The organism is Chryseobacterium sp. HR92, from assembly GCF_045689405.1.
Lineage (GTDB): Bacteria > Bacteroidota > Bacteroidia > Flavobacteriales > Weeksellaceae > Chryseobacterium > Chryseobacterium viscerum_A.
The window spans coordinates 2,151,627-2,168,261 of record NZ_CP139139.1 but is presented as its reverse complement, the minus strand read 5'-3'; the positions used below and the strand labels follow the sequence as shown (position 1 = coordinate 2,168,261).

The 16,635-nt window shown below is 36.5% G+C and carries 12 protein-coding genes; 5 read left to right on the top strand and 7 right to left on the bottom strand.

The window, feature by feature from the left end:
* The 6 genes from lpdA to recQ form a co-directional block, all read right to left on the bottom strand.
* Positions 1-1,404, bottom strand: coding sequence for a dihydrolipoyl dehydrogenase (gene lpdA / locus SFA27_RS09690; RefSeq protein ID WP_407297917.1), 1,404 nt, complete (start codon positions 1,402-1,404; stop codon positions 1-3).
* Between the two features lie 130 nt (positions 1,405-1,534).
* Positions 1,535-1,921, bottom strand: a complete 387-nt coding sequence (locus SFA27_RS09685; RefSeq protein WP_081995422.1) for a cupin domain-containing protein — start codon at positions 1,919-1,921, stop codon at positions 1,535-1,537.
* Between the two features lie 48 nt (positions 1,922-1,969).
* A complete protein-coding gene (locus tag SFA27_RS09680) occupies positions 1,970-2,320 on the bottom strand; it encodes a hypothetical protein (protein ID WP_047374274.1) in 351 nt (116 codons plus the stop codon).
* A gap of 78 nt (positions 2,321-2,398) precedes the next feature.
* A complete protein-coding gene (locus SFA27_RS09675) occupies positions 2,399-3,481 on the bottom strand; it encodes a glycosyltransferase (protein WP_047374272.1) in 1,083 nt (360 codons plus the stop codon).
* A 10-nt stretch (positions 3,482-3,491) separates the two neighbouring features.
* Complete coding sequence (locus tag SFA27_RS09670; RefSeq protein WP_047374270.1) at positions 3,492-4,046, bottom strand: hypothetical protein; 555 nt, start codon at positions 4,044-4,046, stop codon at positions 3,492-3,494.
* A 1-nt stretch (position 4,047) separates the two neighbouring features.
* Entirely contained in the window at positions 4,048-6,252 is a 2,205-nt protein-coding gene (gene recQ, locus SFA27_RS09665) for a DNA helicase RecQ (protein ID WP_047374268.1), read from the bottom strand.
* 158 nt (positions 6,253-6,410) lie between these two features.
* Between recQ and SFA27_RS09660 the strand changes: the two genes are divergently transcribed.
* The 5 genes from SFA27_RS09660 (at position 6,411) to SFA27_RS09640 (ending at position 15,320) form a co-directional block, all read left to right on the top strand.
* Positions 6,411-7,370: an SIS domain-containing protein gene (locus SFA27_RS09660; RefSeq protein ID WP_047374267.1), complete on the top strand. Its 960-nt coding sequence runs from the start codon at positions 6,411-6,413 to the stop codon at positions 7,368-7,370.
* A 134-nt stretch (positions 7,371-7,504) separates the two neighbouring features.
* Positions 7,505-8,332 (top strand): twin-arginine translocase subunit TatC, encoded by an 828-nt coding sequence (tatC, locus tag SFA27_RS09655; protein ID WP_185097806.1) that lies wholly within the window; start codon positions 7,505-7,507, stop codon positions 8,330-8,332.
* A gap of 269 nt (positions 8,333-8,601) precedes the next feature.
* Positions 8,602-11,562 (top strand): reprolysin-like metallopeptidase, encoded by a 2,961-nt coding sequence (locus SFA27_RS09650; RefSeq protein ID WP_407297916.1) that lies wholly within the window; start codon positions 8,602-8,604, stop codon positions 11,560-11,562.
* A 136-nt stretch (positions 11,563-11,698) separates the two neighbouring features.
* Positions 11,699-13,330 (top strand): M1 family metallopeptidase, encoded by a 1,632-nt coding sequence (locus SFA27_RS09645; protein ID WP_407297915.1) that lies wholly within the window; start codon positions 11,699-11,701, stop codon positions 13,328-13,330.
* Between the two features lie 133 nt (positions 13,331-13,463).
* The gene (locus SFA27_RS09640; RefSeq protein WP_407297914.1) at positions 13,464-15,320 is read left to right on the top strand and encodes a PDZ domain-containing protein; all 1,857 of its coding nucleotides are present in this window, start codon (positions 13,464-13,466) and stop codon (positions 15,318-15,320) included.
* A gap of 138 nt (positions 15,321-15,458) precedes the next feature.
* Here the strand turns inward: SFA27_RS09640 and SFA27_RS09635 are convergent, their stop codons facing one another.
* Positions 15,459-16,628 carry a HAMP domain-containing sensor histidine kinase gene (locus tag SFA27_RS09635; RefSeq protein ID WP_047374256.1) on the bottom strand — a complete coding sequence of 390 codons (1,170 nt, stop codon included), beginning with the start codon at positions 16,626-16,628 and terminating at the stop codon, positions 15,459-15,461.
* Positions 16,629-16,635 lie beyond the last annotated feature (7 nt).

The window sequence follows — 16,635 nt, the reverse complement described above, 5'->3', positions numbered from 1 at the left end:
TTACATATGGATTGGTCTTTTCCCTGTAGCATCCAATGCAGCTTCTTTAATTGCTTCTGCATATGTTGGGTGAGCGTGAGAACTTCTTGCAATATCTTCAGCACTTGCACGGAATTCCATAGCAATTACTCCTTCAGCAATAAGGTCAGCAGCTCTGGCTCCGATGATATGCATTCCTAAAACCTCATCTGTTTTTTCGTCTGCAATAATCTTCACAAGACCATCAACATCACCACTTGCACGGCTTCTACCTAATGCTCTCATTGGGAAAGATCCTACTTTGTAAGCTACCCCTTCTTCTTTCAGTTGCTCTTCAGTTTTACCAACTCCTGCAACTTCCGGCCAAGTATAAACAACACCAGGAATCAGGTTATAGTTGATGTGAGGCTTTTGTCCTGCTAATGTTTCAGCAACAAAAACTCCCTCTTCTTCAGCTTTGTGAGCAAGCATCGCACCTTTGATAACGTCACCGATTGCATAGATATTAGCTACGTTAGTTTGCAGGTGGTCGTTTACTTTTACTCTTCCTCTTTCGTCAAGTTCTACCCCTGCTTTTTCAAGTCCAAGACCGTCTGTATAAGGTTTTCTACCTACAGAAACTAAACAGTAGTCTCCTTCTACTACTACTTCCTCTCCTTTTTTATCTTTAGCGGTGATCTTTACAGTATCTCCGTTTCTTTCAACCGCAGAAACCGCAGTAGAAAGCATAAACTTCATTCCTTGTTTTTTAAGAACTTTAGTCAATTCTTTGCTTAAAGCTCCATCCATTCCAGGGATGATTTTATCCATAAATTCTACAACAGTTACCTGAGCTCCTAATCTTAGGTATACAGAACCTAATTCAAGACCGATAACACCACCTCCGATTACTACTAAATGTTTAGGAATTTCTTTAAGGTTTAAAGCTTCCGTAGAAGTAATCACTCTTTCTTTATCTAAAGAGATGAAAGGCAGTGCAGATGGTTTAGACCCCGTTGCAATGATTGTATATTTAGATTCGATGATTTCAGAAGAACTGTCGTTTTTTGTAACTTTAATCTGAGTAGCAGATTCGAAGCTTCCCACTCCTTCAAAAACAGTAATCTTGTTTTTGTTCATCAGGTAGCTGATTCCATCTGTATTCTGCTTGATCACTTCGTTTTTACGTTCGATCATTCTTGCGATATCCGCTTGTGGCTCATTGATGATAATTCCGTGACCTGCAAAATTGTGTTTTGCGTTTTCGAAATGCTCAGAGCTGTCAAGAAGCGCTTTTGACGGAATACATCCAACGTTAAGACAAGTTCCGCCTAAAGTTGAATATTTTTCAATAATTGCTGTTTTGAAACCTAATTGTGCTGCACGGATAGCAGCAACATAACCACCGGGACCAGAACCTATTACGGTAACATCGAATTGACTCATGTTATTCTATGAATTTGTTTATTATTATCTATCTTAATTCTCACAAATTTACATATAAATTACCAAGCACCAAAGTGAGTTTTATCAATTTTAAAAATGATAATTATATGCTTTAGTTTTATGAAAAATGTTATTTTATGAATTTTATATTTTCCTCACTTCCTTCCTTCAAATAAATTGCAGTAAAGATGAGTGGTTTTTCTGCTGAGGCATTATCAAAATGAAGAATATTGGTATTTTTAGGTTCATAGAAAGCATCTCCCTGATGAAGGATAACTCTTTCCTGTCCTTCTATCTGAAAAACAGCCTCTCCTGAATTGATGATTCCTAAAACGGGACAGGGGTGTAGATGTTTCGGAGCTCCCTGCCCTGCAGCCATTGTTATTTCCTGAATCTCTGTGGATTTTACTTTCTGATCAAGAGCAGTTTTTAACAACTCTTTTCTGGAAATTGTCTTCTGCTGAGCGATTATTACAACAGAATTCAGCATCAAAATAACGATTATAAACGGCTTCATAAATTTGATATTTAATTGTATTGCTTATTCTTAAGTCAGCATAAAATACTACAAACTAACATTCAATTTTCCTTGCCCGAATTCTCCTGTACTTTCAAAAAAAGATCCTCCATATACATACCATTCAAGGTTTTCCAGATACTCTACCGCATTTTCCGGGGTTATTTGAGGAAGGTCTTTTTTAGAAACAATTCCTTTGTACCATCTTCCTGATTTGGAAAAACTTTCATATTCTACAAAATAATGAATCCATATTCTTTGACACAACTTGCACTGTTGAATCGTTACTTCTCCATATCTCCCGTTTGTATGATCAATTCCTAATGCTGAGCTTCTATATTCTGTATAATTTGAACTAGGCTTCTCACAGGCACATCCTAATTTTTGGATTTTATTCATGAATAAAAATTGGTTTTCAGATAAAATTTATAACTCCAAAAGTAAGAAATTAACCACTCATAAAGCAAATAAGGGTTACTAAGGTTTTATTAAATCCAGCAATACCTTTTCATATTTATCCAGAATAATATTCTTTGAAAACCTGGATTTAATAGAGTTTCTTATGGCGTCTCTATTATAATTGTTCTGTAATACCTTTACAATCTGTTGGGCAAAACCATCATAGTTTTCAATATCGGCGACTTCACCATTTACATTATGCTGGATAATTTCATTAATTCCTCCGGGACAGTTGTTAGCCAGAGAATAGGTACCGCAGGCTCCTGCTTCCAGAAGTACATTCGGGAATCCTTCGTATCTTGAAGAAAGTACAAATAGATCTGCATATTTCAGATATTGGTAGGGATTATCCTGTCTGCCATGGAAAATCACTTTTTTTAATCCTAAGAGTTCTTTGGTCTGATATAAGATATCTTTATCTTTTCCGTCACCCAGAATATGAAGCATAATATTTTCATTCTTCAGTCTGGAAAAAACTTTCAACAGGTTATCAAACCCTTTTCTGGATGATAAGTTACCAATAGCCACTACATTTTTATAATTGTATTTAAAGCATTCTGGTTTTAAAGACAGTGCCATTTTATCTTCAATAAAATCAAAGTCTACAGGATTATTGATCTTGACAATTTTTTTCTTTTTAATATTAAAATTATCAACAAGATCCTTCATCATATCATCACTCTGAGCAATGATTCTCTGATAGTTGTTGTAAAAATTATAGAAAAACTTAATCTCTTTACGGGTTACATGCTGGGTTACCACATTGGTTTCCCGGGCAATGAATTTCGTTCTTGGAAAAAGCTTTATAAATAATGATAAATAGGCATTTACTTCACCAAAACCTGAGAACACAATATCAGGTTTTCTTCTGTAGATTTCACCTAAAATAGGCTTTAAGGAATGTCTTATTCTTTCAGTATTGATGTCAATAATTTCGACATCTTTTTTAAGAAAATTCAGATATCCGCCTTGTTTACGTAACAGCAAAATCTTGGGTTCAAACCGATCTCTGGAAAGATGGTTCGCTATAGTAGTAACAATCCTTTCTGCTCCCCCGGTTTCTAAGTCCGGCAGAATAAATATGACAGATATCTTTTTCATCAATGTAAAGTTAGTAAAAAGTTTTATTAACCTTCAATCCCAACTCACTAAATACAGGAATAATTTCGTGAATATTTCCAACACTTAGAAAAGCATATTTATCTTCAGCAAAATTGACTCCTCTTCTCCTAAAAAAAGAAAAATTCTCATCATCTTTACCAAATATTCTTTCCGGTTCTCCAAAAATGATGTTGCCAAAATGTTTTGAATTCATTTCAGCGTTCACCTGATCTATTTCATTCAGTTCTTTAAATTTTAAAATTTTCCCACTTCCCTTTTTAACGATAGCTATTCTTTGGTTTGTAATTACGTAATAATTATTTTTCAGTTTCCAATACTTTACAATCCATCTGAAAAAAGAAATGTATAAAGCATTACAAAAAATCACAACTGCCATTATCGAAAAAAGCCAAAAACTGGAGTTTAAGCTACTCGTAATAAAAAATACACCAATTGCTAAATAAAATATAGAAAAAGCTGTTCTCAACTTTTCTGTCATATTAAAAAAGAAACTCTTCTCAGGAAGAATTTCTTTTAAAATTATTTCGTTATTGTTTAAAGTCATCTTAATTTGCTACGTCACTGATGAATTTAATTCTCAACATTCTCACTTCTTCATCGGACAGCTCATCCCCGAATTCATCCAGCAATACCTTCATACTGTCACTTTCAGATTCGTTCATGAATTCCATGAATCCGTCTACGATGTCTTCGTCAAAATTGTCTTCAATATAATAGTCGATATTCAGCTTTGTTCCCTGATATACAATTCTTTCCATTTCTTTCAGGAGTTCATCCATAGAAAGGTTTTTGGCTCTTGCAATATCTTCAAGGTCAATCTTTTTATCAGTACTCTGGATAATGAAAACTTTATGGCTCGATTTATTGGCCACCTGCTTCAATACCATATCCTGAGTACGTTCGATATTGTTATCTTCTACATATGTTTTAATGTAATCAGCGAATTCTTTACCATACTTTTTAGCCTTTCCTTCGCCTACTCCATATATTTTGGTAATTTCATCTACTGTAATCGGATACTGAACGGTCATATCCTCCAAACTCGGATCCATGAAAACCGTATAAGGTGGAATTCCATGTTTTTTGGCTACCTTTTTCCTCAGTTCTTTCAACAGGTTAAAGAGGTTCTGATCCATACCTCCGCCAGCCTGCTGCTGTATCTGATCGCTTTCTGCTTTTGCCTGAGTAAGGTCAAACTCTCTGTCTTCAGCAATTAAGAATACATCTTTAGAAGTACCATTCAGTACTGTTTTTCCTTTCTCTGTAATCTTTAAAACACCATACGTCTCAATGTCTTTTTGTAAAAAGTTCTGAACGGTTGCCTGCCTCAGGATTGTTTTCCAGTAATTATCTTTTTCATCTTTTCCAAAGCCAAAATAAGAACTTTGCTCAAGTTTGTAAGATTTTGTCACTGCATTTTCTTTCCCTACGATAACGGAAATCAGATCTTTAGACTTGAATTTTTCTCCTGTATCACTAATAAGTTCAAGCGATTTTTTTAAGTCTGCAGTAGCATCCTTTACTTTTGGCGGATTGGATGAGTTGTCACACATATTGGCTCCGTCTCCTTTTACCGGATCGAAACTTTCCCCAAAATAATACAGAATATATTGTCTTCTGCTCATTGAAGTTTCAGCATAGCCTACCACTTCATTTAAAAGCTGTAATCCGATTTCTCTTTCTGAAACGGGTTTTTGTGCCAGGAATTTTTCTAATTTTTCAATATCTTTAGGATCGTAGAATGCCAGACAGTGCCCTTCTCCTCCATCTCTCCCTGCTCTTCCGGTTTCCTGGTAGTAGCTTTCCAATGATTTTGGGAAGTCGTAGTGGATCACAAAACGTACATCCGGCTTATCAATTCCCATCCCGAAAGCAATGGTTGCAACAATCACATCCACTTCTTCCATCAGGAATTTATCCTGATTTGCGACTCTTACTTTTTGGTCAAGACCAGCATGATAAGGAAGAGCATTGATCCCGTTTACCTGCAGAAGCTGGGCAAATTCTTCAACTTTTCTCCGGCTCAGGCAGTATACAATTCCAGATTTTCCTTTATGCTGATTGATAAACTTAACGATTTCCCTATCTATATTGATTTTAGGACATACTTCATAATATAGATTAGGACGGTTAAAACTTTCTTTGAACACCAATGCATTAGTCATTCCTAAAGTCTTCTGGATATCATCCTGAACCTTAGGAGTAGCGGTAGCCGTTAAAGCAATCACCGGTACATTGGCGATTCTGTCTATAATCTGTTTCAGATTCCTGTATTCCGGTCTGAAATCATGTCCCCACTCTGAAATACAGTGGGCTTCGTCGATAGCAAAGAAAGAAATTTTCACATCTTTCAAAAAATCCAGGTAATCATCTTTAATTAATGATTCAGGAGCTACATACAGAAGTTTGGTTTTGCCGCTTTTGATATCGTCAAAAACCTGCTTGGTCTGCGTTTTGTTTAATGAGGAATTTAACACATGCGCTACCCCATCCTCAGATGAAAGGCCGTTCACTGCATCTACCTGATTCTTCATCAACGCTATCAATGGCGAAACGACAATTGCCGTACCTTCCGAAATAAGTGCCGGAAGCTGATAACATAATGATTTCCCACCACCTGTAGGCATTAAAACAAATATATCTTTCCCATTCAATAGGTTGTCTATAATTTGTTCCTGCTGGCCCTTAAATGTAGAAAACCCAAAATACTTTTTCAATTCGCCTGATAAATTGGCTTTTTTTGCGCTCATCTAATTTTCTATTGCTAAATTTGCATCACACCCAAAGTTATAAAAATTTCGCTTAAAATAAAAGCGAACGAATTTATAAAAAATAAAACTTATATTAAATATTCTTTTTAAAATATAACGTTTTTAAAGAACTTTTTTGTATACCTTATCATCATAAAATGGATAGAACCAACATTATATCAATTGCAAAAACCACTTTAGAAATAGAGATTTCTGAACTCGAAAAATTAAAAAACAGAATTGATGACGAATTTGCCCAGGCAGTGGAGATCATCAACTCAGCAAAAGGAAAGCTTATTGTGGTAGGAATTGGAAAATCAGCCCATGTGGGAAATAAAATTGTAGCTACCTTAAACTCAACGGGTACCCCTTCACAATTCCTGCATGCTTCAGAAGCAATCCATGGAGATCTGGGAGTGATTCAGAAGCAGGATGTTGTTTTATGCATCTCAAATTCCGGAAATTCTCCGGAAATTGCCAATCTGGTTCCTTATTTAAAAGACTATTCCTCCGCTTTGATCGGGATGACAGGAAATAAAAAGAGTAAACTGGCTGAGTTTTCTGAAATTATTTTAGATACTCACGTTGACGTTGAAGCCTGTCCGAACAAACTGGCACCTACCAGCTCTACCACAATCCAGATGGCTTTGGGAGATGCTTTGGCTGTTGCTTTAATGGAGTTGAATGGTTTCAAGGCTAATGATTTTGCCAAATTTCATCCCGGAGGAAGCTTAGGAAAAAACCTGACTTCTAAAGTAGAACAGTTTCTTTCTTCTCAAAAACCACAGGTTACAGAAGATTCATCAATAAGAGATGTCATTATCTCAATCAGTGCATCAAGTCATGGAATCACAGTAGTAACGAATGCAGATCAGATCATTGGTGTTATTACAGACGGAGACCTAAGAAGGATGCTGATGAAAGGAGAAGATATCAGTAAAGTATTGGCTAAAGATATTATGTCTGCCCATCCAAGGACTATTGAGAAAGATGCACTAGCCAAAGAGGCTATGAAAACGCTGAAAGAAAATAATATCGGCCAGCTTATTGTAACGGAAAACGGTAAGTATTTCGGGATTATAGACCTGCATAAATTGTTAGATGAGGGGATTAATTAGAAAATAAAACCCAAAGTTTAGAGATTAATAAATGAAAGATGATTTGCAGATCAATAGTAAAATTTAACTAATAATCTGCAGACGCTTACTTCTGTCATTTTTTTCATAAATTTGCGCTTTAAAAATTGTATTCTGTGAGTGATGGTAAAGACATGTCCTTTCTTGGACATATAGGAGAATTAAGAGGGCATCTGATCCGTTCGATTATTGCTATCATAATTGCGGCTTTTGTAGTTGGTTTTAATATCAACTGGATTATGGACCATATCTTTTTTGGGCCCACCAGGAATGATTTCCCGACATTCAGAGTTGTTAATCATTTTTCAAGAATGATTCTTGGGGAAGACAGTATTCATCTTCCGAAAGACTTCCCTGTTCGTGTACAGAGGCTGTATCAGCAGTTCAATGTAATGATGGCTGTTTCTGTTTTTGGAGGAATGGTAGCCGCTTTTCCTTATATTGTATGGGAATTATGGCGTTTTATTGGTCCAGCTTTACATCCGAGAGAGAGAAAAAATTCTATTTATATCATTAATGCAGTATGGATTCTTTTCATGACCGGAGTATTATGCGGTTATTTTCTAATCCTTCCGTTTGCGGTTAATTTCGGAGTTATTTTTAAAATTTCAGACATTATTGTTCCGCTTTATGACCTAAGTGATTATACCACCTTATTTTTACAGGTAGTTTTAGGTATGGGGGTTATCTTCCTTTTCCCGATTCTGATCTATTTCCTTACCAGCATCGGAATTCTTACTCCAGCATTTATGAAGACATACCGTCGCCACGCTATTGTTTTGATTATGGTAGTTGCTGCGATCATTACACCTGCAGACGTTTTAAGTATGCTGATGGCTGCATTCCCACTCCTTATTTTGTATGAATTCAGTATCATGATGTGTACATTCACATATAAGAGGGTACAGAAAAGCAACGGAAATCTTCCGGCAGTACAGAAATAATTTAAATTAATCAACTATCATAAAAAAGAGCTGGTTTTCAATTGTGAAAACCAGCTCTTTTTTATGATATGATGCCAAATATGTCCTGTATTTTTTTCTTTGATTATCAAAATTAATTAAAAAAAATTTCTTAAATAAGAATAATTAAGATTATTAATTTCTAAATTGAATTAAAATTAAAAATTAAATACTTTTAATGAATTTTTCATATTTAATTAATTAACTTTATCCGAAATTCACAAAACCAAATCAATTTAATATATTATTTTATGAAAAAGAAAATTATTTTCGTCTTTGCTTTAGCAATTGGGCTAACGAGTTTACAGGCGCAGCGTTGGGAACCCGTATCCCAAAAGATTACTCCAATAAGGAAAGAAGTTAATGTTATTTACGCTTACAAATTTGATCTTAATTCACTGAGAGAGCTTTTAAAAAATGCTCCGGAAGCTGGAAAAGGCAGTCCGGTAGTAATTTCTTTACCTACTACTGAAGGAAGAGTCGAAAGATTCTCGGTATATAGCTCGCCTGTTGTTGAAAAATCAATGGCAGAGAGATACCAGCTGGGAGCTTATTCTGGTGTAGGCCTGGATAATCCTAACAAACAGGTTAGATTCAGTACAGCACCTAACGATTTCCAATCTATGCTTTTTGATACCCAAACAGGTAAATATGAGTTTATAGAACCTATTAATAAAGAAAAGGATGTATTTGGGGTTTTCTTTAAATCTAACAAAGTATCAGACGGCAGTCCGTTTGAATGTAAAGTAACAGAGTCTGAGCAATCAAAAAAGGAAATGAAAAAGCTGCTCAATTCCAAGAGCGTTTTGGAAAAAGCCGGAAGTCAAAAAAAAAGTAATGATCAGAAATACAGAACCTATAGATTAGCAGTTTCTGTTAATGGTGAATATACCCAATTGGCAGGAGGAGTTCCGGGGGCAGCAACCCGTATTAATGCTACTATAAACAGAGTAAATGGTGTATATGAAAAGGATCTGGGAATTCATTTGATTGTACAGGATTTACCGCAACTGATTTTTACGGATCCTGCAACGGACCCTTATTCAGATGTTGTCCAAAATCCTAACGGTTCTTATTCTGCACCTAACGCATGGAACCTGCAGGTTCAGCAAACTTTAACAAATACTGCCGGTGTAGGGAATGGCGCTTATGATGTTGGCCATTTTTTCGGACATAGAGGTGGTGGCGGATCAGCGGGTGATATCGGAAACGTATGTAGAAATCCCGCCAATAATAGCGATGCCACTTCAAAAGGAGCAGGGATCACCTCTCCAAGTATAAATGATCAACCTTTTGGTGATACTTTTGATATTGATTATGTAGCCCACGAGCTGGGACATCAGTTTGGAGGACGTCATACGATGTCTGTGGTTCATCCTCAGACAGACCGCCCAATAGAACCTGGGTCAGGATCTACCATTATGGGGTACGCCGGAATTACTGCAGCAAATGTTCAAATGAATTCTGACGCTTATTTCCATGTACTCAATATTGAACAAATACAACAATATGTAAACTCTCAAAACTGTGCTATTACCACTCCGGTTGCCAATACTCCACCGGTAATACAGCCAATTCCTACGAAAACAATTCCTAAGGGAACCGCTTTCGTCCTGACTGCCAGCGCTGCTGATACTCAAAATGATCCTATGACCTATACCTGGGAACAATATGATATCGCAACTACTAAATTTAATAATGTAGATGCCAATCGTACTAATGGGGCAAACTTCAGATCGCTGATGCCTACCAATTCTCCAACACGTTACTTCCCAAAGCTGTCCAGTGTTCTTAATGGAAACCTTACCAATGCCCAAGACTGGGAAACAGTGTCTAATGTAAGCAGGGAAATGAACTTTAAAGTAACTGTAAGGGATAATAATCCTGATGTTACTCAACAGCAGACTCAGAGCAGTTTAGTCAAAATAAATGTAGGGAATGACGGGCCATTTAAACTAACTTCATCTACAGTATATAATAATACACCCGGAGCCGTTACCTGGGATGTAGCGAACACAAATAATACTACTTATAATGTAGCAAACGTTAAAATAGATTATACAACAGATAATGGAAATACATGGACAGTTATTGCAGCATCAACACCTAATGACGCAGTAGAACCCTATTCTTTCTCAACTCTTGCGGCAGGTACCAATGTAAAGATAAGAGTAAGTGCTATTGATAATGTATTTTATGCTATTGGCAATGCTACTGTTTCAGCAGCTTCCGCCTGCTCTTCAACCGCACCAACGGGAGTTTCTGTTTCAGGGATAACAAAATCTTCTGCAACTGTCAGCTGGCCTGCGGTACAAGGAGCTACTTATTCTTTACAATACAGAAAAACAGGAAGCACGATATGGACTACAACTCCGGTTACTACAAATTCTTATCCTATCACAGGATTAGAAGAAGCCACGCAGTATGAAGTACAAGTAGCCAATGTCTGCGGGTCTGCAGCGGGAACTTATTCTACATCTGTTAATTTCACAACACTTTCGTTTAGTGTATGTGCTGTTTCTTCAGATCCTTCGGACGAATTCATATCCAATGTTACCGTAACTCCTATTGGTATGGCAGCTGTTTCGAATAACAGTGCCGCATCAGCTTACACCAATTACACTACGGATGCTACAAAACTAATTACTCTTAAAAAAGGTTCTTCGGGTAACATCATCAGCATAGCAAAACAATGGTCAGGTACTAAATACAATGAAGGAGTAACGGCATGGATAGATTTCAATAAAGATGGCGTATTCTCAAGCTCTGAACAGATCTATACGAGTGTACCTAACAAAATAACTCCTGTCTCAGGATCATTCTCTGTTCCTAATGATGCATATACCGGAGGAAATGTCATCATGAGAGTAATGATGGCTTACAGCACTCAGCCTGTAGATGCCTGCACCAGCCCGGAATATGGTGAAACTGAAGACTATCCTATCCTTATACAGGATGCCCTTGGTACAAAAGATTTAACTCAAAACAACAGCACCATTCAGATTTTCCCTAACCCGGCAACTGATGTTCTGAATGTCCTTAAAGTTTCATCTAAAGCCCAGTTTATCATTACTAATACAGCAGGGCAAACTGTAATGAATGGTCAGATTACAGACAATAAAATTTCTGTTTCAAAACTGATTACGGGAGCTTATATCATTTCAATTGACGATAAAGGAACCACTATAAACCTGAAATTCATCAAAAAATAAAACCATCAAAGTTTTACAGCCCGGCAATGACCGGGCTTTTTTTATATCTTCTTAAAATCTGTACTTAATTTGAGCTCCGGTACGCTGCTATTAATTTAATTTTATACTTTTGAAAAGATTATTAATAAAAGTTTAAATGAAAAAGTTGTCATATACGCTCTTATTTGCATCAGGACTGGTTTTCGGACAGTTCTTTGAAAAGGGTAAGGTTTTCACCAAACAGGATACTTTAAAGGGCTCCAATACTGAGTTCAGAAATTTTTGGGATGTCAAAAAATATGATCTTTCCGTAGAACCGGATTTTGAGCAGAAAAGCATTAAAGGAAATAATATAATCAGCTTTGAGATTATAAAAGATGTTACCAATCCTGTTTTCCAGATAGACCTTCAACAGCCGATGAAAGCTGATAAGGTGGAAGGAAATTTTCCTGTTGCCAATTATAAACAGGACGGAGATTTCATTTTTGTTACAGCGAATAAAAAATTCAAAAAAGGCGAAAAATATACTATCAATGTTACTTATTCCGGAAAACCTACGATTGCTAAAAACGCCCCATGGGACGGAGGCTGGGTCTTTACTAAGGATGAAAAAGGAAATCCATGGATGACTGCTGCTGACGAAGGAATAGGTGCTTCCATATGGCTTCCTACCAAAGATATCTGGAGCGATGAACCTGATAACGGAATTATTATGAAAATTATCACACCTAATGATCTGGTAGGTGTGGGTAACGGCAGACTAACTGATAAAAAAACAACCGGCAGTAAAACTACTTATACCTGGGAGGTTAAAAATCCTATCAACGCCTACTCCATTATCCCGAGTATAGGAAAATATGTAAATTTTAAAGATATATTTGAGGGTGAAAAAGGAAAACTGGACCTGGATTATTGGGTACTTGACTATAATCTGGACAAGGCAAAAAAACAATTTCAGCAGGTAAAACCTATGCTCTCAGCTTTTGAATACTGGTTTGGTCCGTATCCGTTTTATGAAGATTCATACAAACTTGTAGAGTCTCCTCACCTTGGCATGGAACATCAGAGCAATGTAGCCTATGGAAACAAATATCAGAACGGCTATCTTGGAAGAGATCTTTCAGGGACAGGAGTTGGATTAAAATGGGATTTCATTATTATTCATGAAAGTGGCCATGAATGGTTCGCCAATAATATTACCGCAAAAGACCAGGCTGATATGTGGATCCATGAAAGTTTCACCAACTATTCCGAGACTCTTTTCACGGAAAAATATATGGACAAAAAATCTGCTGAAATCTATGTTCAGGGGATCAGGAAATTGATAGACAATGACGTTCCTATTATTGGCCAATACGGAGTAAGAAATGAAGGCAGCGGAGATATGTATCCAAAGGGAGCCAACATGATTCACACCATAAGACAGGTCATCAATAATGATGAAAAATTCAGACAGATTTTAAGAGGCTTGAATAAAGATTTTTATCATCAGACGGTTACCACCCAGCAGATTGAGAATTATATTTCATCAAAATCAGGCATTGATTTCTCAACTGTTTTTGATCAGTATCTGAGAACGATAAAAATACCAACTCTTGAGTATACTCAAAATGGTGATACTTTAAAATTCCGTTATACAGATGTGGTGAAAAACCTGAAGTTACCTGTAATCATTAATGGTGATCAAACGATTAATCCTACGGAAGAATGGCAGACTGTGAAGCTTAAAAAGAGTACTCCGATTGAGCTAAACCCTAACTATTATATTAATTATTACAATAATAAATAAAAGAAAAAGGCAAATTTGCACATCAGCAGATTTGCCTTTTCACTTTTTACTTTAAAATTTTAAGAAAAGTTTAATACTTCTTCCGTAACAAAATGACAAAAAGAGCAACTATTTAACTATTAATGTAAACCTAATGAGAAAAACAGTACTTAGTCTCGGTATTTTTGCTTCTTTTTTAGCAAATGCTCAGTCTATAAAAACAACCATTGATCTAGTCAATGTAAAAGATGATAAAGTAGCCGTTACCATGGAGTTTCCGAAAATGAAATCAGGAGATGTTAAATTTCATTTCCCCAAAACAGTTCCGGGTACTTATTCTGTAGACGACTATGGAAGATTCATCGAAGGGATCAAATTTTACGATAATAAAGGCAAAGAACTTACTTTCACTAAAGTAAATGACAATACCTATTCACTGAAAAACGCTCAGGGGCTTTCCAAGATCTCTTATCTTGTGAATGACAGCTTTGATGATGAGCTTGATACATCAAAACATAAAGCAGTATTTTCTCCATCAGGAACTGATATTGAAGCCGGGAAAGTATACATGATCAATACCCACGGATTTATCGGCTATATTGATAATATGCAGGATGTTCCTTATCAGCTGATTGTTCAAAAACCAACAGATTTCTACGGAACAACAGCATTGGTAGACCAGGACAAATCTGATGCTACAGATACCTATACCCTTGCGAACTACGCTAAGGTAACAGATTCACCACTGATGTATACAAAACCGGATTATATTACCTTCAATGCAGGAGGAATGGATCTTGTACTGGGTGTATATTCTCCAACAGGAAAATACAAAGCTGCAGATTTCAAAGAGAATCTGGAAAAAATGGTGGTTGCTCAGAAGAAATTCCTGGGTGATATGAATACCAATAAAAAGTATGCAATCATGCTTTATCTTTCCGGAGGAGACGGACCTAGAGTAAAAGGTTTCGGAGCACTGGAACATCATGAATCTACAAGCGTAGTACTTCCGGAAGCAATGCCGAAAGATGCTATTGACAATACCATTACAGATGTGGTTTCCCACGAGTTTTTCCATACTGTAAATCCTCTGAAAACACATTCTGAAGAGATTCACTATTTCGATTATGCAGATCCGAAGATGTCTCAGCACTTATGGATGTATGAAGGTGGAACGGAGTATTTTGCCAATCTTTTCCAAATTCAGCAAGGTCTTATCAATAAAGATCAGTTCCTTCAAAGAATTGGTGAGAAGATTGCCAACTCTAAAAGCTATGACGACACAATGCCATTCACGGTAATGAGCAAAAATGTATTGGTAGAGCCTTATAAAGATCAGTACAGAAATGTGTATGAAAAAGGAGCTCTTTTGGCAATGTGTCTAGATATTGAGCTTAGAAAACTTTCCAACGGAGAGATGGGATACCGTGATATGATCAGAAAACTGTCTCAGAGATTTGGGGAAAACAAGCCTTTCAAAGATGATAAGCTGATTGACGAGTTGGTAACAGTAACCGGATATCCTCAGGTGAAAGATTTCTATAACAAATATATTGCAGGAAACCAGCCAACGCCTTATGCACAATATCTGAGTATGGTAGGTATAGATCTTAAAAAGCAGGAAAGCCAGCCTCTTTTCTGGTTCATCAAAGACCCGAATCAGACAGGGTTTGATGAAAAGACCAATGCTTTTGCTTTCGATGATCATTCAGCTCTGTCTCCATTTGCAAAAAGTATAGGATTTAAAATCACAGACCAGGTACTTGCTTTGGATGGGAAAACAGTAGACATTAAAAAGGTACAGGATTTTATCGGGTATACCCGAACCATCAAAGACGGACAGGATGTTACGGTAACTATTTTAAGAGATAATGCCGGTAAAAAAGAAAAAATGACTCTGAAAGGAAAGGCTATTCTGGATAAAATGACAATGGAAACCCCTTCATTTAAGGCGAATCCAACTCCGGAAGAACTGAAACTACAGACACAGTGGCTCACTGGTAAAAAATAATAAGAAAAGCGGGGAAAGTTTCCCCGCTTTTTGCTTTATTCAATTTGAGCTTTTATACAAACCTAAGATTACTTGGTACAAACCTAACAGGTTTTGAAAACCTGTTAGGTTTCCCATTTGTCTTAATTTCAACGAGAATCAATCCCCCTTTCTGATTGTTATTCTAAAGGTACTTCCTTTTCCTACTTCAGTCTGGGAAATTTTGATATCTCCGTTATGATATTCATGAATTACTCTTCTCGCCAATGACAGTCCTAATCCCCAGCCTCTTTTTTTAGTAGAATATCCGGGATTGAATGCATTCCTTGCCTGCTGCTTTGTCATTCCGCTTCCATTGTCTTTCACTTCGATCAGAATATTTTTGTTCCTTTCAAAAACAGACATTGTAATAGCTCCTTCTCCTTTCATGGCATCCACAGCATTTTTTACCAGATTTTCAATCACCCAGCTCATCAGAATTTTATTATGTGGAACCAAAACTGTGTAAGTAGGAAGATTCAGTGTAAAATTGATTTTTCTGGAAATTCTAGTTTTTAAATAATCATAATTCTCCTGAATCGTTTCATTGAAATTTCTGTCATTCAGTTCAGGAACAGAACCTATTTTTGAGAATCGTTCTGAGATCGTCCTGAGTCTTTCGATGTCTTTTTCTATTTCATGCACCCCTTCCGATTCGGGATTATCCAGCTTCATAATTTCCATCCACCCAATCATGGAAGATAGAGGGGTTCCGATCTGATGAGCCGTTTCTTTAGCCAGACCTGCCCAAAGATATCCCTCATCCGTCTTTTTGATTGTCCTGAAAAACCAGAAAGAAAAACCAAAATACAGTAAGATAAACAATCCTAAAATATAAGGCGAATACCGAAGATTATTAAGCATACGTGAGTTGTCATAGTAGACAAACTGATTATTTCCATCCGGTACTTTGATCTCAATAGGATCATAATTTTTCTCCATATTCCGGATCACGTCCTGAAGTTTTTCAGGATTTTTTATGGTAGCTTCAGGGATATTTCTGTAGTATCCGAGATCAAGAATCGGGTTTTTGTACTTATCTGTTACAATGAAAGGAATGGTATTATTGATATTAAGGATATCGGGCAGCAGATCCAGAACATCCGTATCCGGAGTCTTTACCTCCTGCTGTATTCTTATCGCTTTGGAAAGAAGACTGATCCTTTTGATCTCCTCTTTTCTGAGAAAATTAATGAGTGATGTTGAAGCCACTACAATAGCAATAACCAAAATAGTCATGACAACAAAAATAATCCAGTTATTCAATCTGGTAAGTATGGATTTTCTCAAAGTTATT

What these genes read in the sequence shown, in the direction of transcription:
- lpdA (WP_407297917.1), bottom strand. Translation starts at nt 1,404, where the DNA reads ATGAGTCAATTCGATGTTACCGTAATAGGTTCTGGTCCCGGTGGTTAT.
- SFA27_RS09685 (WP_081995422.1), bottom strand. Translation starts at nt 1,921, where the DNA reads ATGAAGCCGTTTATAATCGTTATTTTGATGCTGAATTCTGTTGTAATA.
- SFA27_RS09680 (WP_047374274.1), bottom strand. Translation starts at nt 2,320, where the DNA reads ATGAATAAAATCCAAAAATTAGGATGTGCCTGTGAGAAGCCTAGTTCA.
- SFA27_RS09675 (WP_047374272.1), bottom strand. Translation starts at nt 3,481, where the DNA reads ATGAAAAAGATATCTGTCATATTTATTCTGCCGGACTTAGAAACCGGG.
- SFA27_RS09670 (WP_047374270.1), bottom strand. Translation starts at nt 4,046, where the DNA reads ATGACTTTAAACAATAACGAAATAATTTTAAAAGAAATTCTTCCTGAG.
- recQ (WP_047374268.1), bottom strand. Translation starts at nt 6,252, where the DNA reads ATGAGCGCAAAAAAAGCCAATTTATCAGGCGAATTGAAAAAGTATTTT.
- SFA27_RS09660 (WP_047374267.1), top strand. Translation starts at nt 6,411, where the DNA reads ATGGATAGAACCAACATTATATCAATTGCAAAAACCACTTTAGAAATA.
- SFA27_RS09650 (WP_407297916.1), top strand. Translation starts at nt 8,602, where the DNA reads ATGAAAAAGAAAATTATTTTCGTCTTTGCTTTAGCAATTGGGCTAACG.
- SFA27_RS09645 (WP_407297915.1), top strand. Translation starts at nt 11,699, where the DNA reads ATGAAAAAGTTGTCATATACGCTCTTATTTGCATCAGGACTGGTTTTC.
- SFA27_RS09640 (WP_407297914.1), top strand. Translation starts at nt 13,464, where the DNA reads ATGAGAAAAACAGTACTTAGTCTCGGTATTTTTGCTTCTTTTTTAGCA.